This is a genomic window from Enterobacter sp. 50588862, from assembly GCF_001462935.1.
GTDB classification, from domain to species: Bacteria; Pseudomonadota; Gammaproteobacteria; order Enterobacterales; family Enterobacteriaceae; genus Enterobacter; species Enterobacter bugandensis.
In genome coordinates this window covers 99,775-124,696 of the sequence record NZ_LNHM01000049.1, presented here as the reverse complement: position 1 = coordinate 124,696, position 24,922 = coordinate 99,775, and the positions used below count along the sequence as shown (strand labels likewise).

Genomic DNA, 24,922 nt, shown 5'->3' with positions numbered 1-24,922 from the left:
GGATTATTGTAAAGCGTAAAAGCGGTAAATAAACAGTGGCCCGTCAAATTATCGAGCCATTCTGGATGATATATTAAGCAGGGATATATTCGTGCGGGGGATTGTTAAGTAGTGCTAACACATTCTTCAGAAGCACGGGACGTATATTTTCTGGCGTAGCGGTATCGACCCACTGGCGCATTTGCGTCATTTCCATGCCGGCGTAGCCGCAGGGGTTTATGCGCTGGAAAGGCGTAAGATCCATATTAATATTCAATGCCAGACCGTGGAAGGAACAACCTTTACGAATACGTAGCCCCAGAGAGCAGATCTTCATTTCGCCAACGTAGACGCCCGGCGCATCGGCACGCGGATGCGCGTCAATCCCATACTCCGCCAGCGTGTTGACGACGGTCTGTTCCAGTAACGTCACCAGTTCACGTACGCCAAGCTTTCTGCGCTTCAGATTAAGCAGGACGTACATGACCTGCTGACCCGGACCGTGGTAAGTCACCTGTCCGCCACGATCGCTCTGGATCACCGGGATATCGCCCGTCATTAATAAGTGTTCCGCTTTTCCCGCCTGGCCCTGCGTAAATACCGGCAGATGTTCGACCAGCCAAATCTCATCAGGGGTTGTGTCATCGCGTGAATCGGTGAACTCGTGCATAGCCTGAGAGACAGGCTCATAAGGTTGCAGCCCGAGATGACGGACCAGAATTTTATCCTGATACAAAACGCGTCTCCGAAGACGAGAAACAAAAGATGAGGGGGAGTATATCACAGCGGGGAAGAGGGGTTACCCGGTAAACCGGGTAACCGCAAAGGGACTACAGCACCATACGAACGATTTCGATATTGCCGAGCTCTTCGTACAGCGTCTCAACCTGCTCGATATGTGTGGCAGTGATGGTAATAGAAACCGAGTGGTAGTTGCCCTTGCTGCTTGGTTTTACTGACGGAGAGTAGTCACCCGGCGCATGGCGCTGTACCACTTCAACCACCTGATCAACCAGCTCAGGTTTCGCCAGACCCATTACTTTGTAGGTAAACGGGGTAGGGAATTCAAGCAGTTCGTTAAGTTTGGTTTTCATGTCAGCTCCGGCGTAACGTCAAAATGAATAACTCCCACGTCAGGTGGGAGTTATCAGGATACTTAGTATATGGGGATCAAAATCACACTTTCAAGTGTTCGATTTTTAGCCAAACCAGTGATGGAACATCAGTTTAATGTAATCAATGATTTTGCCGAAGAAATTGCCTTCAGGAATTTCTTCCAATACCACGAGTGGACGCTGGTCGATCGTTTTACCGTCCAGCTGGAAGTTGATGGTACCCACCACCTGGTTTTTATGCAGCGGGGCATGCAGTTCGGTGGTGTTGAGCACATAGCTTGCTTTCAGATCCTTCATACGACCGCGTGGAATGGTCAGGTAGAGGTCTTTATCCACGCCCAGAGAAGCACGATCGTTATCGCCGAACCAGACGGGTTCAGAAGCAAATTCTTTGCCTGCTTTCAGCGGGTTCACGGTTTCGAAGAAACGGAAGCCCCAGGTCAGCAGCTTCTTACTCTCGGTTTCGCGACCTTTAAAGGTGCGACCACCCATCACGGCAGAGATCAGGCGCATCTGTCCTTCAGTGGCAGAGGCCACCAGGTTGTAACCGGCTTTGTCGGTGTGGCCGGTTTTGATGCCGTCAACGTTCAGGCTGTTATCCCACAGCAGGCCGTTACGGTTGGTCTGACGAATGCCGTTGAAGGTGAACTCTTTCTCTTTGTAGATAGAGTACTCGTTAGGTACGTCGCGGATCAGCGCCTGACCAATCAGCGCCATATCACGTGCGGAGCTGTACTGACCGTCTGCATCGAGACCGTGTACGGTCTGGAAATGGCTGTTCTTCAGACCCAGGGCATTTACGTAGCTGTTCATCAGGCCCACGAACGCATCCTGACTACCGGCGGCGAAATCGGCCATGGCCACGCAGGCATCGTTACCGGACTGCAGGTTAATGCCACGAATTAACTGAGAAACCGGAACCTGCATTCCCGGTTTCAGGAACATCAGCGAGGAACCTTTGAAAACAGGGTTCCCGGTAGCCCACGCATCGTTGCCGATGGTGACCAGATCCGTCTCTTTGAACTTACCGGCTTTCATTGCCTGGCCGATGACGTAGCTGGTCATCATTTTGGTCAGGCTGGCCGGGTCACGGCGGGCATCGGCATTCTGTTCTGCCAGCACTTTGCCAGAGTTGTAATCGATCAGGATGTAGGATTCCGCGTCGATTTGCGGAACGCCAGGGATCATGGTCTTGATATTCAGGTCATCAGCATGAGCTGCAGAGAGTGCAGCCGCGCAAAGGGCCGTGGTCAGCGCCATGCGCTGCACAAAACGAGCAGAAAAAGTGGTCTTCATGGTCAGAACTACGACATCCGTGATGGAATTAAAAAAAGTGCCTTACTATAGCAAATGCTATTCAGGCAGGCATCCGACTTTAAGCATGAGTTTGTGAATGTGTTTTACACAAACTGACATTTCGGATACCGCCGATTAATTACTTCGTAACAGCGATAAAGGACTGCAGCTGTGCCTCGCTCTGCAAACGCTGCTGCAGGGATGCCGCCTGCGACTTGCTGGCAAACGGCCCCATCTGAATACGCCAGACCGCGCCGTTTTGCTCAACGCGTCCTGGCACGCCAAACTGCTGGCTCAGACGCTGCTGATACTGCTGGGCACGGGCCCGATCGCTCACTGCGCCCACCTGGACGACAAAGCCGCCGCTGGCTGCTGCGGGAGCGGCAACGGCTGCGCTCTGGGTCGTGACCGGAGCCGTTACCGGGGCAGGCTGCTGCACGACGGGGGCGGCAACAGGGGCTGGCGTCGGCTCACTGCCCTCCAGCACGCCCGAGGCTAAGTTCGTTGGTGCGCCAAGGAAGCCGCTGCTTTTTACCGGTGCGCCAGTGGCATCATCGCTTTGCAGCGTGTCATTGCTGATTGGGCGTATTTCTCCCGCCGGCTGAGAAGGCTCTGCCGGCGAGGAGACGCTTCCCATGCCGCCGTCCAGATTTGGGCGGTCGGGGAGGGCATAGGTCTGTTTCGCCACCGTGGTACACGCGGTTCCCGGTCCGGAGAGCGAACCATCCTGCGCCACGATAATTGGGTCAATGCGAACTTTGGTGTTGTTCGAGGTATTCAGGCGATCGGCAGACGCGCGGGACAGGGAAATCACCCGGTCATTACCGTACGGGCCGCGGTCGTTAATACGCACGACGATCATACGGCCGTTCGCCAGGTTGGTGATACGGGCGTAGCTAGGGATAGGTAGCGTGGGGTGCGCCGCAGTCAGCTGCATTGGGTCAAATGTTTCACCCGATGCCGTCAGGTTACTGCCCGGCTCAGCATCATAAATGGCGGCAAAGCCAGCCTGGCTAAAGCGGGACGGATCCTGCACAATTTTGTAGCTTTTGCCGTCGCGCTCGTAATCCTGATTCGCGCTGGCATTCAGCGGTTCATAAACGGGATCGGCACCGCTAATTTCAACGATTGGGCCATTACACACCGCAGGCTGCGGCGGCGCGACGGTTGCCTGTTGCTGACCATCATCACTTGTACAGGCCGCAAGTAAACTTGCCGCAATGCAGATACCCAGCCACTGCTTACGCATTCCGATCCCCTTATTTTTATACGCTTTTTGACAACATTTTTCTGTGGGTGTGGATCGACATCACGATACCAAACCCGGCCATCAACACGATCAGTGCCGAGCCTCCGTAACTCACCAGCGGCAGCGGTACACCTACCACCGGCAGAATACCACTCACCATACCAATATTTACGAAGACATAAACGAATAAAATCAACATCAGTCCGCCTGCCATGACGCGGCCGAAGGTGGTCTGCGCGCGGGCCGCAATCCACAAACCTCGCATGATGAGCAGCACGTAGAGCGCCAGCAGGATCAGGATGCCAACCAGTCCCAGCTCTTCCGCCAGTACCGCAAAGATAAAGTCGGTGTGGCGCTCCGGTAAAAACTCCAGCTGCGACTGGGTACCGTGCAGCCAGCCTTTACCGCGCAGGCCGCCGGAGCCAATCGCAATCTTGGACTGAATAATATGATAGCCCGCACCGAGCGGATCGGTTTCCGGATCGAGAAGCATCATGACGCGCTGGCGCTGGTAGTCATGCATCAGGAAGAACCACAGGATAGGGATAAACGCTGCAACCAGCACCACCGCGATACCAATCAGACGCCAGCTTAAGCCCGACAGGAACAGGACAAACAGGCCGGAGAGGGCGATAAGGATCGAGGTGCCGAGGTCAGGCTGCGCCGCAACCAGCAGTGTCGGCAGGAATATCAGCACCAGGGCGATAGCGGTATTTTTCAGCGACGGCGGACAGACGTCGCGGTTGATAAAGCGCGCCACCATCAGCGGGACTGCGATTTTGGCAATCTCCGAGGGCTGGAAACGAACAACGCCCAGATCCAGCCAGCGCTGTGCCCCTTTTGAGATGGCACCGAACGCATCTACCGCCACCAGCAAAATAATACAGAAGATGTAGAGATAGGGCGCCCAGCCTTCATAGACGCGCGGCGGGATCTGCGCCATTACCACCATAATGACCAGACCCATCGCGATCTGGCCGATCTTGCGTTCCATCATGCCGATGTCCTGGCCGCTGGCGCTCCAGATAACCAGGGCGCTGTAAACCAGCAGGGCCAGCAGGATCAGCAGCATGGCTGGGTCGATGTGAATTTTATCCCACAGCGATTTTTTATTTGGATTATCCGTCATGATTATTGGTCCTCCGCCGCAGCGGCGGCCGGATTTTCAGCCGGCAGTTCGGTGTTGTTATCACCCAGCATAATGTGGTCCAGGATTTGGCGCATGATGGTCCCTACCGCCGGGCCAGCGCCGCCGTTCTCCAGAATCATTGCCACCGCCACCTGCGGGTTATCATAAGGGGCAAACGCCGTCATCAGCTTATGGTCACGCAGACGTTCGGCAATGCGGTGTGCGTTATAGGTTTCATTGGCTTTCAGGCCAAAGACCTGCGCCGTACCGGATTTCGCGGCCACTTTATATGGCGTACCGGCGAAATACTTGTGCGCGGTTCCGTTTGGACGGTTTGCCACACCGTACATACCGTCTTTCGCTATTTCCCAGAAGCCGGAATGGATGTCGCCTACCGGCGCTTCATGGGGCTGCACCCACGGCACTTTTTTGCCATCTTCAACGGTGCTTTGCAGCAGATGCGGAACTTTCACCACGCCGTCGTTAATGAGGATCATCATCGCTTTGTTCATCTGAAGCGGGGTGGCCGTCCAGTAACCCTGGCCGATACCCACCGGTATGGTATCACCCTGATACCACGGCTTCTTAAAGCGCTTCAGCTTCCACTCACGGGTTGGCATGTTGCCGGAGCGCTCTTCAGCCAGATCCACGCCGGTGTAGTGCCCGTAGCCGAATTTGCTCATCCACTCAGACAGGCGGTCAATGCCCATGTCATACGCCACCTGGTAGAAGAAGGTATCCGCAGATTCTTCCAGAGATTTCGTAACGTTCAGATGGCCGTGGCCCCATTTCTTCCAGTCGCGATAGCGTTTTTCAGAGCCCGGTAGCTGCCACCAGCCCGGGTCAAACAGGCTGGTATTGCGGTTGATGACGCCCGCGCTCAGCGCCGAGACCGCCACGTACGGTTTAACCGTTGATGCCGGCGGGTAAACGCCTTGCGTGGCGCGGTTCACCAGCGGGGTGTTAGGGTCATTCAGCAGGCCGGAGTAGTCTTTGCTGGAGATGCCGTCAACAAAGAGGTTCGGGTCATAGCTTGGCATAGAAACCATCGCCAGAATGCCGCCGGTGCGCGGGTCGGTGACCACCACGGCGGCGCGGCTACCCGCCAGCAGGGTTTCAATATACTGCTGCAGTTTGAGATCGAGCGTCAGATAGACGTCGTGCCCCGCCTGAGGCGGCACTTCCTTAAGCTGGCGGATGACGCGGCCACGGTTGTTAACCTCAACTTCTTCATAGCCGGTCTGCCCGTGCAGGACATCTTCGTAGTAGCGTTCAATCCCCAGCTTGCCGATATCGTGCGTCGCGGCGTAGTTCGCCAGCTTGCCGTCTTTATCGAGGCGCTCGACGTCTTTATCGTTAATCTTGGAAACGTAGCCAATCACATGCGTCAGCGCGGATCCGTAAGGATAGTAGCGACGCTTGTAACCCTTCACTTCCACACCGGGGAAGCGGTACTGGTTCACCGCAAAACGGGCGACCTGGACTTCCGTCAGATTGGTTTTAACCGGAATGGAGGTGAAACGGTGAGAGCGGGCGCGCTCTTTTTTGAAGGCCGCGATATCATCATCGTTGAGATCGACAACGCTCCTTAGGGCTTCCAGCGTACTCTGCACGTTATCGACCTTCTCCGGCATCATCTCGACTTGATAGATGGTGCGGTTTAACGCCAGAGGGGTGCCGTTACGGTCGTAGATAATGCCGCGGCTGGGTGCGATAGGCACCAGCTTAATGCGGTTTTCGTTAGAACGCGTCTGGTAATCGGTAAAGCGGACAATTTGCAGATTATAAAGGTTGGCGATCAGCACGCCGGTAAGCAGCAAAATCCCCGTAAAGGCGACCAGCGCCCGGCGCACAAACAGCGCGGACTCAGCCGTATAGTCGCGAAAAGAATTCTGTAGTTTCATCCGCTGCTTAATCTACCCTGGTCAGTCATTACTCGCGGTGATAGGGGTGGTTGGTAGTAATGCTCCACGCGCGATACAAGCTTTCCGCCACCAGGACCCGCACGAGCGGGTGGGGCAGCGTCAGCGCAGAGAGAGACCAACTTTGTTCTGCTGCCGCTTTGCAGGCGGGGGATAACCCTTCAGGTCCGCCAATCAACAGACTGACGTCGCGGCCATCCTGCTTCCAGCGCTCCAGTTCATGCGCCAGCTGCGGCGTATCCCAGGGTTTACCTGGAATATCAAGGGTGACGATGCGGTTCTTGCCTGCGGCAGCAAGCATCAGTTCACCCTCTTTGTCGAGAATACGTTTGATATCCGCGTTCTTACCGCGCTTCCCGGCGGGGATCTCCACCAGTTCGAACGGCATGTCTTTGGGAAAACGACGCAGATATTCAGTAAAACCGGTTTGTACCCAGTCCGGCATTTTGGTGCCGACGGCGACCAGCTGCAACTTCACGCATTAACCCCAGAGTTTTTCCAGCTCATACAGGCGACGGCTCTCTTCCTGCATGACGTGGACAATCACATCGCCGAGGTCAACAACCACCCAGTCAGCGGTCGCTTCACCTTCAACGCCAAGCGGTAAGAGTCCTGCTGCGCGCGATTCCTGAACCACATGGTCGGCAATCGAAACAACATGACGCGTAGAGGTACCGGTGCAGATAATCATGCAGTCGGTAATACTGGATTTACCCTTAACGTCGATAGCGATGATGTCCTGACCTTTCAGGTCATCAATTTTGTCGATAACAAAATCCTGGAGTGCTTTACCCTGCAAGTTTTCCCCCTGGGTGAATGAGATTGTACAACTATGAATTCGTGGCCAGACAGTATACCTGAACTGACGCCCCTGTCGGGACAAATGTCACCGTCCGGGCTTTTGAAGGCGGGTATCATCCCACCCTCCGCCTGAGATTGCATCGCCATTTTTGTAAAACAATTTCTGTAAAGCAACGATCGGCGGGAAAGTCTGGCAGCGGAGGATAACAGTATGGCTTAACCTGTCAAGGCAGGATAATCAATATGCTGCTTTTTATGCCCTCCGGCTATTTATCTGCGGTTTTCTGATACAACCCGTGCTTATGAATATACGCCAGCACCGGGGCAGGCAGCAGATCGTCACAGGCTAAACCCTGCTGTAAACGTTCGCGAATAACGGTCGCAGAGATGTCGAACCACGGCGTCTCCGCAAGATAAATCTTCCCGGCGGGCTGGTTGTGAAGATCTTCAACGTTATCGGTGAGATGGTCTTCAAGCCACTGCTGATATTGCGCTTCGCGCATGGTCAGCGGGTAGCCCGGACGGCGGCAGACGAGCAGGTGGCTGTTCCCCAGAATGGTTTCATACTTGTGCCACGTGGGGAAGTTGAGCAGGGAGTCCTGACCGATGATAAAGGCGAGCGGCTGGTCAGGCCCTTGCTCGGCCCGCCACTCCTGCAGCGTTTGCGACGTCCACGAGGGGGTGTCGCGACGCAATTCCCGTTCATCCAGCCTGAAGAGCGGCTTATCCGCGATAGCCAGAGCGAGCATCTCTTTGCGCTGCTCGCTGGTTGCTTCAGGCTGGGGGCGGTGCGGCGGAACATTATTGGGCATGATGGTAACGCGCTGCAGGCCGATCAGATTTGCCAGAATTTCTACCGGCTTCAGATGCCCGTAGTGTACCGGGTCAAAGGTGCCGCCATACAGGGCCTGTAAAGAGTGCATACTATCCATCAATAAATACGTCAGCCAGTGCCTTGTGGCAGAGCAGCAGGGAAAGGCTTTCCAGCTCCGCCCACACTGACTGGCCGTAATCTTGTTTTAGGGTAAGCTCGGCGCGCATCAGAAGCTGCACCGCCTGGCGCAGCTGTTCATGGCTCAGGCGGTTGATGGCCTCGGTGGTCATTGCCCGCCGGTTTTGCCACACCCGGTGTTTATCAAACAGGGAGCGTAACGGCGTATGGGCCGACTGGCGCTTGAGCGTTATCAGCAGCAACAGTTCGCGCTGCAGCGTGCGCAGCAGGATGACGGGTTCACTGCCCTCCAGGCGCAGCTGCTGGAGAATATGCAGGGCGCGTTTGCTTTTCGCCGACAACAGAGCATCCACCCAGTGGAAAGGCGTGAAGTGTGCGGCATCGTTAACGGCCTCCTCAACGCGCGGTAAGGTCAGCTTGCCGTCCGGCCAGAGCAGGGAGAGCCTGTCCAGCGCCTGTGCCAGGGCCAGCAGGTTGCCTTCATAGCAGTAGCAGAGCAGTTGGTTCGCCGCATCGTCCAGTTGAAGGTTGTGCTGCTTCGCTCTCGCGGCGACCCATTTAGGCAGGTGCGCCTGCTCAGGCGTCTGGCACGTGACCAGCACCGCGTGGGTCGCGAGCTGGGTGAACCATGCCGCGTTTTCCTGCGCTTTGGTGAGCTTGCTGCCGCGCACAATTAACAGCAGATCGCTGTGTAACAGGCTGACCAGCGTGGCGAGTTGCTCATTGATGGCCGCGTTAGGGCCGTTCTCCGGCAGCAGGATCTGGATTGTCTGGCGCGACGCAAAAAGGCTCATCGCCTGACAGAGTGAGAAGAGGGCGTTCCAGTCGGTGGCGTTATCCACCTGAACGGTATGGTGTTCATCAAAGCCCTGAGCCGCGGCCGCATGCCGCACGGCATCCAGGCTTTCCTGAAGTAGTAACGGGTCGTTTCCGAGCAGCAGATACGCCGCGCGCAGCCCTTCATTGAGCTGCGCGCGGAGTTGTTCAGGATACAGCCTGATCATCATTTACCCAGAGAGGTAGAAACAGGAGGCGTACTGGCATCCGGTTTTTCAATAATGTCAGAGCCTTCTCGGTTAGACGCTGCAATACCCGGCAGTTTGCGGATCAGCTGTTCCGCCGCCTTGTCGTACATTTCGTTGATGATAATCTGCTGTTCGGCATCTTTTGCCAGCGCGGTTTGCGGGTTATCAAAGAACGAACGATACACTTTTGCGCTGATCGGATAGATGTCTTTACCCGGGATCAGTACAGCCGCGTTGACCGACAGCACCATCTGATATTCAGCCGTGCGGCCGTCCTGGAAGATGGACGCCGTATCCTGGCCCAGCGTCATTCCCAGTACGCGCAGAGACGGTACATCCTGGCGCAGCGTACCTTTCTCAATAAGCTCAACGCCGTTCAGGCGCAGCTGATTACGAATGGCCCGGCTGAGCGGTCCGTTTGGATCCCCGGAATCAAAGATCATTGTTTTCATCTCAGCAGGCACCGCCGTGGTGTTGCGCAGATGCCAGCCACAGCCAGCGGTGACAAGCACCGCCAAAGATAAGAGTATTGTTGCCAGTTGTCGCACGTTTCCTCCCGCGCTTAGCCAACGACCAGATTGAGCAGTTTACCCGGTACGTAGATCGCTTTACGTAAGGTAACGCCCTCAAGATATTTCGCAACCAGAGGTTCCTGGCCCGCGCGCTCGCGAACCTGATCTTCAGTTGCATCGACCGCCACGGTAATTTTACCACGGACTTTGCCGTTGACCTGGACCACCACCAGCGTGGTGTTTTCCACCATCGCTGCTTCGTCAGCCACCGGCCACGGCGCGTTGTCGATATCGCCTTCGCCTTTCAGCTCCTGCCACAGGGTGAAGCTGACGTGTGGCGTGAACGGGTTAAGCATGCGAACCACGGCCAGCAGCGCTTCACGCATGATGGCACGATCCTGCTCGCCGTCCTGCGGGGCTTTCGCCAGCTTGTTCATCAGTTCCATAATAGCCGCAATTGCGGTATTGAAGGTCTGACGACGACCAATATCATCGGTCACTTTCGCGATCGTTTTATGAACATCACGACGCAGCGCCTGCTGATCTTCGCTCAGCGCAGCGGCGTTCAGTGCCGGAGCATCACCCTGTGCGGTATGTTCGTACACCAGCTTCCAGACGCGTTTCAGGAAGCGGTTCGCGCCTTCTACGCCGGATTCCTGCCACTCAAGGGTCATATCAGCCGGAGAAGCAAACATCATGAACAGACGTACGGTGTCCGCGCCGTAACGCTCAACCATCACCTGCGGGTCGATGCCGTTGTTTTTAGACTTGGACATCTTGCTCATGCCGGTATAAACCAGTTCATGGCCTTCAGCGTCTGTCGCCTTCACGATACGGCCTTTCTCGTCGCGCTCAACGATCGCATCAACCGGAGAAACCCAGTTACGCTCTCCGTTCGCGCCAACGTAGTAGAAGGCGTCTGCCAGCACCATACCCTGGCACAGCAGCTGTTTAGCAGGCTCGTCAGAGTTCACCATGCCGGCATCGCGCATCAGCTTATGGAAAAAGCGGAAGTAGAGCAGGTGCATGATGGCGTGTTCGATACCACCAATATAGATATCTACCGGCAGCCAGTAGTTGGCGGCGTCAGAATCCAGCATGCCTTCTTTGTACTGCGGGCAGGTGTAGCGCGCGTAGTACCAGGAGGACTCCATAAAGGTATCGAAGGTGTCGGTTTCACGCAGCGCAGGCTGGCCGTTAACGGTGGTTTTGGCCCACTCAGGATCGGCTTTGATCGGGCTGGTGATGCCGTCCATAACCACGTCTTCCGGCAGGATCACGGGCAGCTGATCTTCAGGCGTTGGCATGACGGTGCCGTCTTCGAGGGTCACCATTGGAATTGGCGCACCCCAGTAACGCTGACGGGAGACGCCCCAGTCGCGCAGACGGAAGTTCACTTTACGCTCGCCCACGCCCAGTGAGGCCAGCTTATCGGCGATGGCGTTGAAGCCCTCTTCGAAGCTGAGGCCGCTGAACTCACCGGAGTTGAACAGGGTGCCTTTTTCGGTCAACGCCTGCTCGGACAGGTCAGGTTCAGAACCATCGGCGGCCAGAATAACGGCTTTAATCGGCAGGTTGTATTTGGTGGCAAACTCGTAGTCACGCTGATCGTGACCCGGAACGGCCATGACTGCACCTGTACCGTACTCCATCAGAACGAAGTTTGCTGCCCAGACCGGGATCGCTTCGCCCGTCAGCGGGTGCTTAGCATAGAAGCCCGTCGCAACGCCTTTTTTCTCCATCGTCGCCATGTCGGCTTCGGCCACTTTCGTGTTGCGGCATTCGTCGATGAAGGTCGCCAGTTCCGGGTTGTTCTCTGCTGCTTTCTGCGCCAGCGGGTGACCTGCGGCCACGGCCAGATAGGTCGCACCCATGAAGGTGTCCGGACGGGTGGTGTAGACGGTCAGGGGCTGGTCGTAGTTCTCAACGTTGAAGGTAATTTCCACGCCTTCAGAACGGCCGATCCAGTTGCGCTGCATGGTCTTAACGGTGTCAGGCCAGTGATCCAGCGTATCCAGATCGTTCAGCAGTTCGTCAGCGTAAGCGGTGATTTTGATAAACCACTGCGGGATCTCTTTACGCTCAACTTTGGTGTCGCAGCGCCAGCAGCAGCCGTCGATAACCTGCTCGTTCGCCAGAACGGTCTGGTCATTCGGGCACCAGTTAACGGCAGAGGTCTTCTTATACACCAGGCCTTTTTTGTACAGCTCGGTGAAGAACTTCTGCTCCCAGCGGTAGTATTCCGGGGTACAGGTCGCCAGCTCGCGGCTCCAGTCATAGCCGAAGCCCAGCATTTTGAGCTGGTTTTTCATGTACGCGATGTTGTCGTACGTCCACGGTGCCGGAGCGGTATTGTTTTTCACCGCTGCGCCTTCTGCAGGCAGGCCGAACGCATCCCAGCCGATTGGCTGCAGAACGTTTTTGCCCAGCATGCGCTGGTAACGGGCGATCACATCACCGATGGTGTAGTTACGCACGTGGCCCATGTGTAGTCGACCAGAAGGATAGGGAAGCATCGACAGGCAGTAATACTTCTCTTTGCTCTCGTCTTCGGTTACTTCAAAGGTGCGCTTCTCGTCCCAGTGTTGCTGGACTTTTGATTCTATCTCTTCCGGGCGGTATTGCTCTTGCATGGCAGCCAGTGGTCCTGTGTTCAATACAGCTACAAAAATGTAGCCAATGGATGTGGTAATTCAGATCCGCATAGCATAGCCCAAACGCCCGCGTCAAAACAGCCTTTCGCGCAATTGCACTTTGCAGGAATTTACCGGGTCTGTGCTTCACCTGACAAAGCGGCGGCGAAATAAGGTCTATTATTAGAAATAGTTATTTACCCGGGAGGCAAAATGATGAACAAGGTTGCTCAATTTTACCGCGAACTGGTGGCGACACTGACGGAACGGCTGCGTAACGGCGAGCGCGATATTGACGCGCTGGTCGAACAGGCGCGTGAACGGGTGACGCAAACGGGTGAGTTAACGCGAACCGAAGTGGAAGAGGTGACGCGCGCCGTACGCCGCGATCTGGAAGAGTTCGCGCGCAGCTACGAAGAGAACCAGGATGAGATCGCCGACAGCGTCTTTATGCGGGTGATCAAAGAGAGCCTGTGGCAGGAGCTGGCGGATATTACCGATAAAACCCAGCTGGAGTGGCGCGAGGTGTTCCAGGATTTAAATCATCACGGCGTGTACCAGAGCGGTGAAGTGGTGGGGCTGGGGAATCTGGTGTGCGAGAAGTGCCATCACCATATTGCGGTATATACGCCGGATGTGTTGCCGCTGTGCCCGAAGTGCGGGCACGATCAGTTCCAGCGTCGCCCGTTTGAGCCATAAGTAAAAGCGCAGTTTAGTTCCCTCTCCCCGTGGGAGAGGGCCAGGGTGTGGGCGTCAGGCCGCACAATAGTAAGCAAGTCTTTCCGCCAGCAAATCCACAAACGCCTCCCGGTCGATATCCACCATCAGCGTCGTATTCGGTTTATTCCCCGTCAGCGAATAGTAATCCACCACCGTCATCCCCTGGGTATATTTCCCCTGCGTCTCCACGCCAACCCATCTGTCCACCGTGGTAAACATTTCAGGCTTCAGCAGCCAGGCGATGGTGCACGGGTCATGCAGCGGCGCGCCGTGAAAGCCCCATTTCTCGGCTTTGTGATACTCCATAAAGAAGTCGAGCAGCTCGGCTACGGTTGTCGCAACCGGGTTGCCCACGGCGCGGAAGCGCTCAATATCGTCTGCCATAATCTGTGCCCGATGCGTCACGTCCAGCCCCGCCATCACAATCGGCAGGCCCGACTGGAAGACGATCTCCGCCGCTTCCGGATCAACAAAGATGTTGAATTCGGCCGCAGGCGTCCAGTTCCCTAGCCCCATAGCCCCACCCATAATCACAATACGGGCGATTTTACCGCGCAGTTCCGGATGGCTGTTCAGCAGGAGCGCAACGTTGGTCTGCGGGCCGGTAGCCACCAGCGTCACGGGCTCTGCGCTTTCACGCAGTATCTTCGCCATCAGCTCCACGGCGGTGCAGTTTTGCGGTGCAAAGCCCGGCTCCGGCAGCGCCGGGCCATCCAGCCCACTTTCACCGTGAACGTTGTCGGCAATGATCAGCTCGCGCATCAGCGGCTTAACGGCGCCGCCTGCGACAGGAATATCGGTGCGTTTCAGCAGCGTCAGCATTCGTAAAACGTTGCGCAGGGTTTTGTCCGGCGTCTGATTTCCGGCGGACGAGGTGACCGCTTTCACGTCCAGTTCAGGGGAGGCAAGCGCGAGGACGAGCGCGATCGCGTCATCATGACCCGGATCGCAGTCGAGAATTATAGGGTGTGCCATAGCGTTCTCCATTCTTAGCATTATTTTGTGACAAGGTTAACGCTGCGATGTGACGCCGAATAGAAAAAGAGATCTAAAGCGTGAAGCAGTGCGCAATCCGCAGATTGCGCACCGAGAAGATTAATGAAGAATTTTCGCGAGGAAATCTTTGGCGCGTTCGGATTTCGGGTTGGCGAAGAACTCTTCTTTCGGTGAGTCTTCGACAATTTTCCCTTCGTCCATGAAGATCACGCGGTTGGCCACTTTACGGGCGAAGCCCATTTCGTGCGTCACCACCATCATGGTCATCCCTTCGTGCGCCAGCTCGACCATCACGTCCAGCACTTCGTTGATCATTTCTGGATCGAGCGCTGACGTGGGCTCATCGAACAGCATCGCCACCGGATCCATGCACAGTGCGCGCGCAATCGCCACACGCTGCTGCTGGCCGCCGGAAAGCTGTGCCGGGAACTTATCGGCATGTGCAGAAAGCCCCACGCGCTCCAGAAGCTTGAGCCCCTTTTCGCGCGACGCTTTTTTATCACGCTTGAGCACTTTGACCTGAGCCAGCGTCAGGTTCTCAATAATGGACAGATGAGGGAACAGCTCAAAATGCTGGAACACCATGCCGACGTGAGAGCGAAGCTGGGCCAGGTTGGTTTTCTTGTCGTTCACTTTCGTGCCGTTAACAACAATTTCGCCCTGCTGCACAGGCTCCAGACCATTAACCGTTTTGATCAGCGTAGACTTACCGGAACCGGACGGCCCGCACACCACCACCACATCGCCTTTTTTGACTTCGGTGGAGCAGTCGGTCAGCACCTGAAAGTGCCCATACCATTTAGAAACATTTTTCAGGGAAATCATTATACCGTCCTTTTCTTCAGCCAGCTGACCAACAGCGACGCGCTTAAACTAATCACAAAATAGACCGCACCCGCGAAGAGCACCATCTCGACCTGCGTACCATCGCGTTCACCTATTGTCGACGCGGTACGGAAGAAGTCCGCCAGGCTCAGAACGTAAACCAGAGAGGTATCCTGGAACAGCACGATACCCTGGGTCAGCAGGAGCGGAACCATGGCGCGAAACGCCTGAGGCAGAATGATGAGCTGCATGGACTGCCAGTGCGTCATTCCCAGCGCCAGCGCGGCGCTGGACTGCCCACGGGAGATACTCTGGATACCCGCACGGATAATCTCTGAATAGTAAGCGGCCTCAAACATCGAGAACGCCACCATCGCAGAGATCAGGCGGATGTCGGTTTTCGGCGACAGTCCCAGCACATTCTGTAAGAAGCCTGGAACAATCAGGTAAAACCACAGCAGCACCATCACCAGCGGGATGGAGCGGAAGACGTTAACGTAGGCAGTCGCAAACCAGGCGAGCGGCTTAAAGCTCGACAGGCGCATGACGGCCAGCAGGGTGCCCCAGACGATACCCACGACGATAGCGATCGCGGTGATCTTTAGGGTAATCACCAGGCCATCGAGCAGGTAAGGCATGGATGGAACAATAGAACTCCAGTCAAATTCGTACATTATTTGCCTCCCAGATTGCCCGGCAGGCGTACTTTGCGTTCAACCAGGTTCATCACCAGCATGATGAAAGCGTTAATCAGAACATACGCGAGCGTGATCGCGGTGAAGGATTCCCACGCGTGAGCGGAGTAATCCAGCAGCTTGCCCGCCTGTGCAGCCATATCCACCAGGCCGATGGTTGAGGCGATGGCCGAGTTTTTCACCAGGTTCATCATCTCAGAGGTCATCGGTGGAACGATAACGCGGTAGGCGTTAGGCAGCAGCACGTAGCGGTAGGTTTGTGGCAGGGTCAGGCCCATCGCCAGGCCCGCATTTTTTTGTCCGCGTGGCAATGACTGAATGGCGGCTCGCACCTGCTCGCAAACGCGCGCAGCGGTAAACAGCCCCAGACACATCATGGAGGAGACAAAGAACTGCACGTTCGGATCCAGCTCCGACTTGAACCACATGCCAATATTTTCCGGCAGCAGTTCCGGGATGACCAGATACCAGGTAAAGAACTGCACGATGAGCGGAACGTTACGGAACAGTTCCACATACAGTGTGCCAATTGTTGAAAGAAAACGGTTAGGGACGGTTCGCAGAATACCGAACAGCGAACCGACAAGAAACGCGATGATCCACGCCGTTATCGATAATGCCACGGTAACCTGAAAGCCGCTCCACAGCCAGCCAAGATAGGTGGTGTTGCCGAACGGGGCTTGTTGCAGGAAAATGCCCCAGTTCCAGTCTATTGACATAATAAACTCCAGAAAAAAGAGGGTAGCAGCGCTACCCTCGAAGATTGGTGAGAAGCTCTTTTTTCGCGCTGAGTGGGGAACGACCACTCAGCGTATATGTCTGTCCATGCTTCCCGACAATCGAGAGGGCAGGAGATCCCGCCCCTGTTGTTCTAATTAGTTAAGAGCCTTGTCATTTGGAGATTTGAACAGCGCTTTCATATCGTCAGACAGTTCAAAGTTCATATTGAGATTTTTTGGTGGAATCGGGTTCTTAAACCACTTGTCGAACCATTTTTCCGCTTCGCCGGAGGTCTGCACCTGGGCGATAGTGTCATCGATCAGCTTTTTGAACTGCGGATCGTCTTTACGCAGCATGCAGCCGTAGGCTTCTTTGGACTGCGCGGTACCGACGATATCCCAGTTGTCTGGTTTCTTCGCCTTCGCACGTTCGCCCGCCAGCAGGGCGTCATCCATCATAAACGCGACGGCACGACCGCTTTCCAGCGTACGGAAGGAGTCGCCATGGTCTTTCGCGCTGATGATGCGCATATCCATTTTCTTCTCGTCGTTCAGCTTGTGCAGCAGGACTTCAGAAGTGGTACCGGAGGTCACAACGACCGCTTTGCCTTTCAGGTCCGCAAAATCTTTGATTGCTCCGCCCTTCTTGGTCAGCAGACGGGTGCCCACGACAAAGATGGTGTCAGAGAAGGCCGCCTGTTTTTGACGCTCGAGGTTGTTAGTGGTGGAACCACACTCGAAGTCAAAGGTGCCGTTTTGCAGCAGTGGAATACGGTTCTGTGAAGTGATTGGGATCAGCTTCACCTGTAGGTCAGGTTTGTTCAGCTTTTTCTTCACAGCTTCAACGATAGCGTTGGAGTAATCCTGTGAATAGCCCACGACTTTTTGCGTGTTGTCGTAGTAAGAGAACGGGACGGAAGATTCACGGTGGCCGACCACGATGACGCCGTTTTTGGCAATCTTGTCGAGAGTGCTGCCTGCTGCCGGAGCGTCTTCAGCGAGAACCACGCCTGCGGACATTCCCATAACCAGCATTGCTGTGGCCAGTTTACGTAATTGCATACCCAACTCCTTTCTTATCAGCGCCAGTGACGCATAGATACCCATTGTGATGTTGTTATATCTCGCGCAATGCGAGTGCAGTGTTATGCAAGCTTGTTAACATTTAGTCTGGCTTAATGTAAAGATTTTGCTGCGTTATTGTTTATTTTTGCGAAGCGCGCCGCACCATTCAGAGGCAATAATCTCCCGTTGCACCGTTTCGGTGCTAGCGACGATCTACACTGGTGCGACAAGGTTGCACGTTAAGCCAGACAGCGTTTACGTGAATAAATAAAGCAACAGGCGTGCCAGAATTGAAGATTGGGAGAAAATTGCCGGGTAAGGCGCAGCCGCCACCCGGCATCAGAAGGCAAGATTATTAATGACGCTGACGCAGGCTCATCAGCACGGCGCCAAAGCCGAACAGCGCGGTCAGGATCCACAGCGGCCAGTTGCCGGTGCGGGCGTATGGCGTCAGGCCCGTGGTTGGCGTGACTTTGGTTGTCAGCACTTCACGGGTGAACTGTGGGATCATGGCCTGGATTTCGCCCTGCGGGCCAATCACGGCGGTGATGCCGTTATTGGTGCTACGCAGCAGCGGACGCGCCAGCTCCAGAGAACGCATGCGTGCCATCTGGAAGTGCTGCCACGGGCCAATCGATTTACCGAACCACGCATCGTTGGAGATGGTCAGCAGATAGTCGGTGTCCGGGCGGAAGTTATCGCGCACCTGCTCGCCGAGGATGATTTCGTAGCAGATGGCGGCCGTCAGGGCCAGACCGTGCGCGTGCAGCTGGGGCTGAACGTACGGACCGCGGCTGAAGGAGGACATCGGCAGGTCAAAGAACGGTGCCAGCGGACGCAAAATAGACTCCAGCGGCACAAATTCACCGAACGGCACGAGGTGGTTCTTGTTGTACCGGTCGGTGGAGTGGTAGCTGTATTCGCTGTCTTTGCCGAGCGTAATAATGGTGTTGTAGGTGTCGTAGCGGTTCTGCTGATTCAGGCGCGCATCAACAATGCCGGTAATCAGGGTGCTGCCGCGCGCCACCAGCAGATCGTTCATCATGTTGAGGAACGGCTGCTGGTTAATTTCCAGATCGGGAATAGCGGATTCTGGCCAGATAATCAGCTGCGATTTGCCCATCACCTCTTCGGTGGCGTTGGCGTAGATCTTCAGCGTGTTCAGCAACTCTTTTTCGTCCCACTTCATGGACTGCGGGATATTCCCCTGCACCATGGAAACCTGCATGGCGCGCTCGGGCTCGGGCGTGAACCACTGGATATAGCGCAGCGGGAAGGGCAGGGCGAACAGCACCAGGGCCACAGCCAGCGGCTTCCAGCCGCGCGTGACCAGCGCCAGTACCAGCAGGCCGCTCACCACCATCAGCAGGAAGTTAATGGCTTCAACGCCCATTACCGGTGCCAGACCTTTCAGCGGGCCGTCAATCTGGCTGTAGCCGAACTGCAGCCACGGGAAGCCGGTCAGCACCCAGCCGCGCAGGAACTCGGTAATCTGCCAGACCACTGGCGCGGCAATGGCGACACGCAGCCAGGTGGTTTTAGGCCACAGGCGAGAGAGAATTCCGGCGAACAGACCGGTATAGAGCGAGAGATAGGCGGCTAGCAGGACGACCAGGAAGACGTTAACCGGCCCCGGCATCCCGCCAAACTGTGCGATGCTGACGTAGACCCAGTTAATGCCGGAGCCAAATAGCCCCAGCCCCCAGAAGTAGCCGATCGCAGCGGCCTGTACCGGACGACGATTCAGGGTTAACCCCTGAAGCCCCATCAGGGAGAGAATGGCCGCGGGCCAGATATCGTAAGGAGAAAAAGCCAGCGTACCGCTGGCTCCGAGTAACAGCGCCAGCAGCAAACGGACGCGCTGGCGTTCAAGCAATGGGGCAAATGCCATTTACATTAATCTTCCAGTTTTGGCACCGGTGAATCGTCCGGCGTTCTGACGTGAACCTGTATAATACGTCGGCTGTCGGCCATTGCCACTTTGAACTGGTAACCGTCGATGTCAACGGTCTCACCGCGCGCCGGAAGATGGCCAAAGGCCTGCATCACCAGCCCGCCAATGGTATCGACCTCTTCATCGCTGAAGTGAGTGCCGAAGGCGTCGTTGAAATCTTCAATCGAGGCCAGCGCGCGCACGGTCCAGGTGTGGCGGCTAAGCTGACGGAAGTCGATATCTTCTTCTTCGTCGTACTCGTCTTCGATTTCGCCCACGATCAGCTCAAGAATATCTTCGATCGTGACAAGACCTGAGACACCGCCGAATTCATCAATAACAATCGCCATGTGGTAACGCTGAGAGCGAAACTCTTTCAGCATCCGATCCACACGTTTACTTTCCGGCACGACCACGGCCTGGCGTAACACTTTTTCCATGCTGAAGGCTTCGGCATCGCTGCGCATAAACGGCAGCAGATCTTTGGCCATCAAAATCCCTTCGATGTGATCTTTATCTTCGCTGATGACCGGGAAACGCGAGTGGGCGGATTCGATGATCACATCGAGGCACTCGTCCAGCGTCTGGTTACGTTTCAGGGTGATCATCTGCGAGCGGGGGATCATGATGTCGCGGACGCGCTGGTCGGCAATGTCCATGACCCCTTCGAGCATTTCGCGCGTATCTTCGTCGATAAGGTCGTTCTGCCCGGAATCACGAATCAGCTCCAGCAGTTCATCACGGTTTTTCGGCTCGCCGTGGAAAAGCTGGTTCAGAATGAGGGAGAAAAATCCCTTTTTACTGGTTGTCGTGTCGCTACTGTGTGAATTGTCGTCGCTCATGGCGTTTGTTAAGGGTTCTCTTGTTAGTTCAATGTTAACCGCCGCGCTATGTCCCTGCGCGGCGGCATGGTAGTCAGTAACTGACTATTCTTTCTCGGCAATGTACGGATCCTCATAGCCCAGAGCAAGCATTATCTCTGTCTCAAGGGACTCCATCTCTTCCGCTTCGTCATCTTCAATGTGGTCGTAGCCCAGCAGGTGCAGGCTGCCATGTACCACCATATGCGCCCAGTGGGCTTCCAGCGGTTTCTGCTGCTCTTTGGCTTCCTGCTCAACCACCTGACGGCAGATGATCAGATCGCCCAGCAGCGGCATCTCAATACCCGGCGGCGCTTCGAACGGGAAAGAGAGCACGTTGGTTGGCTTATCTTTCCCTCGGTAGGTCAGGTTAAGCTCATGGCTTTCCGCTTTATCCACCAGGCGAATTGTGACTTCTGATTCTTCCTGAAACTGGGGGATTACCGCATCCAGCCATTTCTGAAACTGTGCCTCTTCTGGCATGCCGGAATTGTCTTCACATGCCAGCTGTAAATCGAGGATCACCTGACTCATTTCTGTTCTTGCTCCTGCGCTTCGCGCTTACGTTCAGCGGCCTGTTCGGCCCTGCGTTTTTGATCCGCCTCTTCCCAGGCTTCATAGGCGTTAACGATGCGCGCGACCACCGGGTGGCGAACGACGTCTTCACTGTGGAAGAAGTTAAAGCTAATTTCGTCTACCTCTGACAGCACCTCAATGGCGTGGCGCAGGCCTGATTTAGTGCTGCGCGGCAGGTCGATCTGGGTAACGTCACCGGTGATCACCGCTTTCGAGTTGAAGCCGATACGCGTCAGGAACATTTTCATCTGTTCGATGGTGGTGTTCTGGCTCTCATCGAGAATGATGAACGCGTCGTTGAGTGTGCGGCCGCGCATGTAGGCGAGCGGGGCCACTTCGATCACGTTACGTTCGATCAGCTTCTCCACTTTCTCGAAGCCGAGCATCTCGAACAGCGCGTCGTACAGCGGGCGCAGGTAAGGGTCGACCTTCTGGCTCAGATCGCCGGGCAGGAAGCCAAGTTTTTCACCCGCTTCAACGGCGGGGCGGGTCAGCAGGATACGACGGATCTCCTGACGCTCCAGCGCATCCACCGCAGCGGCAACCGCCAGATAGGTTTTACCCGTCCCCGCCGGACCCACGCCGAAGGTGATGTCATGGTCAAGAATGTTGGCGATGTACTGTGCCTGGTTAGGCGTACGCGGCTTGATGACGCCACGCTTGGTCTTGATATTGATTGCCTTGCCGTAGTCCGGCACGCTTTCCGCGCTCTGCTCAAGCACGCGCGCCTCTTTAATGGCGAGGTGGATCTGTTCCGGCTCGATATCCTGAATTTCGCCGCGCATCGGGGCGGTATCGACATACAGGCTGCGCAGAATATCTGCTGCCGCGTTGACGCAGATAGGGCGTCCGGTGAGTTTGAAATGGTTATCGCGACGATTGATTTCGATACCCAGACGTCGCTCCAGTTGTTTGATGTTGTCATCAAACGGCCCGCACAGGCTCAGCAGGCGAGCGTTGTCTGCGGGCTCAAGGCTAATTTCACGCGTATCTATGTTCAAACTGTTCCTCTTTAAATGGTTAACTGACCCGCTGCCATACGGCGCAATAGAACGGTCATTACCGAAATTATTCACGCCACAGAATAAAGGCGCAAGCGTTGCGGTAGATATTGGGGGTGATGAGAGGAAATACAAGGCCTGACGAAGAGGCAGGCCTGAAGGATCAAGGCTGGTAAATCCCAACGCCAGAATCGTTTTCTTTGCGGGTACGAGAAATAACGGATTCCGGTGACTCGGCAATACGCAGGCCCATTTCGTCCTCGGTGCGTACCACCTTCGCGCGCAGCGAGTTGGTCAGCACTTCGACAATTTCGACGTCCACAAATTTACCGATCATGTCCGGGGTGCCTTCGAAGTTCACCACGCGGTTGTTCTCGGTACGACCGGACAGCTCCATGATGCTCTTGCGGGAGGTGCCTTCCACCAGAATGCGCTGGACGGTGCCGAGCATGCGGCGGCTCCAGGCGTTGGCCTGCTGGTTGATGCGTTCCTGAAGAATATACAGACGCTGCTTTTTCTCTTCTTCCGGCACGTCGTCAACCATGTCGGCCGCAGGCGTGCCAGGACGCGCTGAGAAGATGAAGCTGTAGCTGACGTCAAAGTTCACTTCACCGATGAGCTTCATGGTGCGCTCGAAGTCATCAGCGGTTTCGCCTGGGAAGCCGACGATAAAGTCAGAGCTAATCTGGATATCCGGGCGCGCTTCGCGCAGCTTGCGGATGGTGGATTTGTACTCCAGCACCGTATGCGGGCGGCCCATCAGGTTCAGCACGCGGTCAGAGCCGCACTGAATAGGCAGGTGCAGGAAGCTCACCAGCTCTGGCGTATCGCGATAGACGTCAATAATGTCGTCGGTAAACTCCATCGGATGGCTGGTGGTAAAGCGAATACGGTCAATGCCGTCAATCGCGGCTACCAGGCGCAGCAGTTCGGCAAAGCTGCCGGTGGTGCCGTCGTAGTTCTCGCCGCGCCAGGCGTTAACGTTCTGGCCCAGCAGGTTCACTTCGCGAACGCCCTGCGCGGCAAGCTGCGCAATTTCAAACAGAATGTCGTCCGCAGGGCGGCTGACCTCTTCACCGCGGGTGTAAGGCACCACGCAGTAGGTACAGTATTTGTTGCAGCCTTCCATGATCGAGACGAAGGCGGTCGGGCCATCGGCGCGCGGCTCTGGCAGACGGTCAAATTTCTCGATCTCCGGGAAGCTGACGTCAACGACCGGGCTACGGTTGCCGCGAACCTGATTGATCATCTCCGGCAGGCGGTGCAGGGTCTGAGGACCAAAGACGATATCCACATACGGGGCTCTCTGGCGGATCAGCTTACCTTCCTGCGACGCGACGCAGCCACCGACGCCAATGATCAGGTCCGGATTTTTCCGTTTGAGAAGCTTCCAGCGGCCTAACACATGAAAGACTTTTTCCTGTGCTTTTTCACGAATTGAACAGGTGTTCAGCAGCAGCACATCGGCTTCTTTCGCATTTTCAGTCAGCTGGTATCCGTGGGTGGTATCCAGCAGATCGGCCATCTTGGATGAATCGTATTCGTTCATCTGACAGCCCCAGGTTTTTATATGGAGTTTTTTAGTCATCGACTTGCTCAGCTCAGGATTGCAAGCCGCGTATTGTAATGCTTTGGTGGGGTTGTGACCAGTATGAAGGTTGTGTGTCTCAGGACCGCAAAAATCCGGTAAACTTAAGGGATTCTCCAATAAGGAAAATTGACCATGACACTCCAACACACCGAAGTTGCCGTTGTCGGCGGCGGTATGGTCGGCGGCGCGCTGGCGCTGGGGCTGGCGCAGCAGGGATTTGATGTAACCGTTATTGAACAGGCGGCTCCCCCGGCATTCGATCCCGCCAGCAAACCGGACGTGCGCATTTCCGCCATCAGCGCGGCGTCCGTCGATCTGCTGCGCGGCCTGGGCGTCTGGGAGGCGGTGCAGGCGATGCGCGCGCACCCTTACAGCCGCCTTGAAACCTGGGAGTGGGAAAATGCCCACGTGTCGTTTGACGCCGCCGAGCTGAAGCTGCCGCGCCTGGGCTATATGGTGGAAAACAACGTGCTCCAGCTGGCGCTCTGGCAGGCGCTGGAGGCACATCCGAAGGTGACGCTGCGTATGCCTGCGTCACTTAAGGCACTGCATCCTCATGAAAGCGGCTATTTGCTGACGCTCGACAGCGGCGATGAACTGGCCGTGAAGCTGGTCGTCGGGGCCGATGGCGCTAACTCGCAGGTCAGGGAGATGGCGGGTATTGGGGTTCATGCCTGGCAATATCAGCAATCCTGCATGTTAATCACCGTTCAGTGTGAGAATGCGCCGGGCGAAAGCACCTGGCAGCACTTTACTCCGAACGGCCCGCATGCATTCTTGCCGCTGTTTGATAACTGGGCTTCGCTGGTGTGGTACGACAAACCGGCGCGCATTCGCCAGCTGCAGGGGCTGTCGATGGAGCAGTTGCAGCGCGAGATCCTGCTTCACTTCCCGAGCCGCCTTGGCAACGTGACGCCAGTCACCGCAGGTGCATTCCCGCTCACGCGCCGTCATGCTTTACAGTATGCCCGAGAAGGGCTGGCGCTGGTGGGCGATGCGGCACACACCATTCACCCGCTGGCGGGGCAGGGAGTCAACCTTGGATACCGTGACGTCGATGCGTTAGTGGACGTGCTGGGCAACGCACGCGCTCACGCGGAAGCCTGGGCCAGCCATCAGGTACTGAAGCGCTACCAGACGCGCCGTATGGCGGATAACTTCATCATGCAGTCAGGGATGGATCTGTTCTATGCCGGTTTCAGCAATGACCTGGCCCCGGTGCGCATTCTGCGTAACATTGGCTTAATGGCGGCAGAGCGTGCCGGTGGGCTGAAGCGTCAGGCCCTGAAATACGCCCTCGGACTCTAATCTTAATTCCCTCTCCCGTG

Annotated in this window: 24 protein-coding genes; 2 read left to right on the top strand and 22 right to left on the bottom strand. The window is 55.9% G+C overall.

Features of this window, described 5'->3' with window-relative positions:
• Positions 1–73: 73 nt before the first annotated feature.
• From lipB to leuS, 12 genes are all read right to left on the bottom strand, one after another.
• Complete coding sequence (gene lipB, locus APT89_RS22390; RefSeq protein WP_028012335.1) at positions 74–715, bottom strand: lipoyl(octanoyl) transferase LipB; 642 nt, start codon at positions 713–715, stop codon at positions 74–76.
• 94 nt (positions 716–809) lie between these two features.
• Positions 810–1,073 carry a DUF493 family protein YbeD gene (gene ybeD, locus APT89_RS22385; protein ID WP_003858718.1) on the bottom strand — a complete coding sequence of 88 codons (264 nt, stop codon included), beginning with the start codon at positions 1,071–1,073 and terminating at the stop codon, positions 810–812.
• 105 nt (positions 1,074–1,178) lie between these two features.
• Positions 1,179–2,390 (bottom strand): D-alanyl-D-alanine carboxypeptidase DacA, encoded by a 1,212-nt coding sequence (dacA, locus tag APT89_RS22380; RefSeq protein ID WP_028012336.1) that lies wholly within the window; start codon positions 2,388–2,390, stop codon positions 1,179–1,181.
• 139 nt (positions 2,391–2,529) lie between these two features.
• The gene (gene rlpA, locus APT89_RS22375; protein ID WP_041910800.1) at positions 2,530–3,639 is read right to left on the bottom strand and encodes an endolytic peptidoglycan transglycosylase RlpA; all 1,110 of its coding nucleotides are present in this window, start codon (positions 3,637–3,639) and stop codon (positions 2,530–2,532) included.
• A 16-nt stretch (positions 3,640–3,655) separates the two neighbouring features.
• Complete coding sequence (gene mrdB, locus APT89_RS22370; RefSeq protein ID WP_013097590.1) at positions 3,656–4,768, bottom strand: peptidoglycan glycosyltransferase MrdB; 1,113 nt, start codon at positions 4,766–4,768, stop codon at positions 3,656–3,658.
• A 2-nt stretch (positions 4,769–4,770) separates the two neighbouring features.
• On the bottom strand, positions 4,771–6,672 hold the full coding sequence (gene mrdA / locus APT89_RS22365; protein WP_060573633.1) for a peptidoglycan DD-transpeptidase MrdA: 1,902 nt from the start codon (positions 6,670–6,672) through the stop codon (positions 4,771–4,773).
• A gap of 28 nt (positions 6,673–6,700) precedes the next feature.
• Complete coding sequence (rlmH, locus tag APT89_RS22360) at positions 6,701–7,168, bottom strand: 23S rRNA (pseudouridine(1915)-N(3))-methyltransferase RlmH (RefSeq protein ID WP_003858701.1); 468 nt, start codon at positions 7,166–7,168, stop codon at positions 6,701–6,703.
• A 3-nt stretch (positions 7,169–7,171) separates the two neighbouring features.
• Complete coding sequence (rsfS, locus tag APT89_RS22355; RefSeq protein WP_003858696.1) at positions 7,172–7,489, bottom strand: ribosome silencing factor; 318 nt, start codon at positions 7,487–7,489, stop codon at positions 7,172–7,174.
• A 268-nt stretch (positions 7,490–7,757) separates the two neighbouring features.
• Positions 7,758–8,423: a nicotinate-nucleotide adenylyltransferase gene (gene nadD, locus APT89_RS22350; protein ID WP_060573631.1), complete on the bottom strand. Its 666-nt coding sequence runs from the start codon at positions 8,421–8,423 to the stop codon at positions 7,758–7,760.
• Positions 8,416–9,447, bottom strand: coding sequence for a DNA polymerase III subunit delta (gene holA, locus APT89_RS22345; protein WP_060573629.1), 1,032 nt, complete (start codon positions 9,445–9,447; stop codon positions 8,416–8,418). Before holA ends, nadD begins: the two co-directional genes overlap by 8 nt.
• Positions 9,447–10,016, bottom strand: a complete 570-nt coding sequence (gene lptE, locus APT89_RS22340; protein WP_045630867.1) for an LPS assembly lipoprotein LptE — start codon at positions 10,014–10,016, stop codon at positions 9,447–9,449. The genes holA and lptE overlap by 1 nt, the downstream gene beginning before the upstream one ends.
• Before the next feature lie 14 nt (positions 10,017–10,030).
• Positions 10,031–12,613, bottom strand: a complete 2,583-nt coding sequence (gene leuS, locus APT89_RS22335; RefSeq protein ID WP_060573627.1) for a leucine--tRNA ligase — start codon at positions 12,611–12,613, stop codon at positions 10,031–10,033.
• 216 nt (positions 12,614–12,829) lie between these two features.
• Between leuS and APT89_RS22330 the strand changes: the two genes are divergently transcribed.
• Entirely contained in the window at positions 12,830–13,312 is a 483-nt protein-coding gene (locus APT89_RS22330) for a zinc ribbon-containing protein (protein WP_047363754.1), read from the top strand.
• 54 nt (positions 13,313–13,366) lie between these two features.
• On the opposite strand, the gene rihA is transcribed toward APT89_RS22330, so the two are convergent.
• The 10 genes from rihA to miaB form a co-directional block, all read right to left on the bottom strand.
• A complete protein-coding gene (gene rihA, locus APT89_RS22325) occupies positions 13,367–14,308 on the bottom strand; it encodes a pyrimidine-specific ribonucleoside hydrolase RihA (protein WP_060573625.1) in 942 nt (313 codons plus the stop codon).
• 120 nt (positions 14,309–14,428) lie between these two features.
• Entirely contained in the window at positions 14,429–15,154 is a 726-nt protein-coding gene (locus tag APT89_RS22320; protein ID WP_014883001.1) for an amino acid ABC transporter ATP-binding protein, read from the bottom strand.
• Positions 15,154–15,828 carry a glutamate/aspartate ABC transporter permease GltK gene (gene gltK / locus APT89_RS22315; protein WP_028012346.1) on the bottom strand — a complete coding sequence of 225 codons (675 nt, stop codon included), beginning with the start codon at positions 15,826–15,828 and terminating at the stop codon, positions 15,154–15,156. The genes APT89_RS22320 and gltK overlap by 1 nt, the downstream gene beginning before the upstream one ends.
• Positions 15,828–16,568 (bottom strand): amino acid ABC transporter permease, encoded by a 741-nt coding sequence (locus APT89_RS22310; RefSeq protein ID WP_028012347.1) that lies wholly within the window; start codon positions 16,566–16,568, stop codon positions 15,828–15,830. The genes gltK and APT89_RS22310 overlap by 1 nt, the downstream gene beginning before the upstream one ends.
• A gap of 156 nt (positions 16,569–16,724) precedes the next feature.
• Positions 16,725–17,630, bottom strand: coding sequence for an amino acid ABC transporter substrate-binding protein (locus APT89_RS22305; RefSeq protein ID WP_060573623.1), 906 nt, complete (start codon positions 17,628–17,630; stop codon positions 16,725–16,727).
• A gap of 358 nt (positions 17,631–17,988) precedes the next feature.
• On the bottom strand, positions 17,989–19,524 hold the full coding sequence (lnt, locus tag APT89_RS22300; protein ID WP_060573622.1) for an apolipoprotein N-acyltransferase: 1,536 nt from the start codon (positions 19,522–19,524) through the stop codon (positions 17,989–17,991).
• A 5-nt stretch (positions 19,525–19,529) separates the two neighbouring features.
• The gene (corC, locus tag APT89_RS22295) at positions 19,530–20,408 is read right to left on the bottom strand and encodes a CNNM family magnesium/cobalt transport protein CorC (protein WP_021242574.1); all 879 of its coding nucleotides are present in this window, start codon (positions 20,406–20,408) and stop codon (positions 19,530–19,532) included.
• An 84-nt stretch (positions 20,409–20,492) separates the two neighbouring features.
• Positions 20,493–20,960, bottom strand: a complete 468-nt coding sequence (gene ybeY / locus APT89_RS22290; protein WP_048956851.1) for an rRNA maturation RNase YbeY — start codon at positions 20,958–20,960, stop codon at positions 20,493–20,495.
• Entirely contained in the window at positions 20,957–22,003 is a 1,047-nt protein-coding gene (locus APT89_RS22285; protein WP_028012349.1) for a PhoH family protein, read from the bottom strand. Before APT89_RS22285 ends, ybeY begins: the two co-directional genes overlap by 4 nt.
• A 163-nt stretch (positions 22,004–22,166) precedes the next feature.
• Positions 22,167–23,591: a tRNA (N6-isopentenyl adenosine(37)-C2)-methylthiotransferase MiaB gene (gene miaB, locus APT89_RS22280; protein ID WP_028012350.1), complete on the bottom strand. Its 1,425-nt coding sequence runs from the start codon at positions 23,589–23,591 to the stop codon at positions 22,167–22,169.
• Between the two features lie 135 nt (positions 23,592–23,726).
• Between miaB and ubiF the strand changes: the two genes are divergently transcribed.
• Positions 23,727–24,902: a 3-demethoxyubiquinol 3-hydroxylase gene (ubiF, locus tag APT89_RS22275; protein WP_045630863.1), complete on the top strand. Its 1,176-nt coding sequence runs from the start codon at positions 23,727–23,729 to the stop codon at positions 24,900–24,902.
• Positions 24,903–24,922 lie beyond the last annotated feature (20 nt).

Bases quoted from the DNA above. Each gene is read 5' to 3' on its own strand.
- rlpA (WP_041910800.1), bottom strand. From the start codon at position 3,639: ATGCGTAAGCAGTGGCTGGGTATCTGCATTGCGGCAAGTTTACTTGCG.
- ybeY (WP_048956851.1), bottom strand. From the start codon at position 20,960: ATGAGTCAGGTGATCCTCGATTTACAGCTGGCATGTGAAGACAATTCC.
- dacA (WP_028012336.1), bottom strand. From the start codon at position 2,390: ATGAAGACCACTTTTTCTGCTCGTTTTGTGCAGCGCATGGCGCTGACC.
- APT89_RS22310 (WP_028012347.1), bottom strand. From the start codon at position 16,568: ATGTCAATAGACTGGAACTGGGGCATTTTCCTGCAACAAGCCCCGTTC.
- gltK (WP_028012346.1), bottom strand. From the start codon at position 15,828: ATGTACGAATTTGACTGGAGTTCTATTGTTCCATCCATGCCTTACCTG.
- ybeD (WP_003858718.1), bottom strand. From the start codon at position 1,073: ATGAAAACCAAACTTAACGAACTGCTTGAATTCCCTACCCCGTTTACC.
- corC (WP_021242574.1), bottom strand. From the start codon at position 20,408: ATGAGCGACGACAATTCACACAGTAGCGACACGACAACCAGTAAAAAG.
- leuS (WP_060573627.1), bottom strand. From the start codon at position 12,613: ATGCAAGAGCAATACCGCCCGGAAGAGATAGAATCAAAAGTCCAGCAA.
- miaB (WP_028012350.1), bottom strand. From the start codon at position 23,591: ATGACTAAAAAACTCCATATAAAAACCTGGGGCTGTCAGATGAACGAA.
- ubiF (WP_045630863.1), top strand. From the start codon at position 23,727: ATGACACTCCAACACACCGAAGTTGCCGTTGTCGGCGGCGGTATGGTC.
- mrdA (WP_060573633.1), bottom strand. From the start codon at position 6,672: ATGAAACTACAGAATTCTTTTCGCGACTATACGGCTGAGTCCGCGCTG.
- holA (WP_060573629.1), bottom strand. From the start codon at position 9,447: ATGATCAGGCTGTATCCTGAACAACTCCGCGCGCAGCTCAATGAAGGG.
- lnt (WP_060573622.1), bottom strand. From the start codon at position 19,524: ATGGCATTTGCCCCATTGCTTGAACGCCAGCGCGTCCGTTTGCTGCTG.
- mrdB (WP_013097590.1), bottom strand. From the start codon at position 4,768: ATGACGGATAATCCAAATAAAAAATCGCTGTGGGATAAAATTCACATC.
- nadD (WP_060573631.1), bottom strand. From the start codon at position 8,423: ATGGATAGTATGCACTCTTTACAGGCCCTGTATGGCGGCACCTTTGAC.
- APT89_RS22305 (WP_060573623.1), bottom strand. From the start codon at position 17,630: ATGCAATTACGTAAACTGGCCACAGCAATGCTGGTTATGGGAATGTCC.
- APT89_RS22330 (WP_047363754.1), top strand. From the start codon at position 12,830: ATGAACAAGGTTGCTCAATTTTACCGCGAACTGGTGGCGACACTGACG.
- APT89_RS22320 (WP_014883001.1), bottom strand. From the start codon at position 15,154: ATGATTTCCCTGAAAAATGTTTCTAAATGGTATGGGCACTTTCAGGTG.
- rihA (WP_060573625.1), bottom strand. From the start codon at position 14,308: ATGGCACACCCTATAATTCTCGACTGCGATCCGGGTCATGATGACGCG.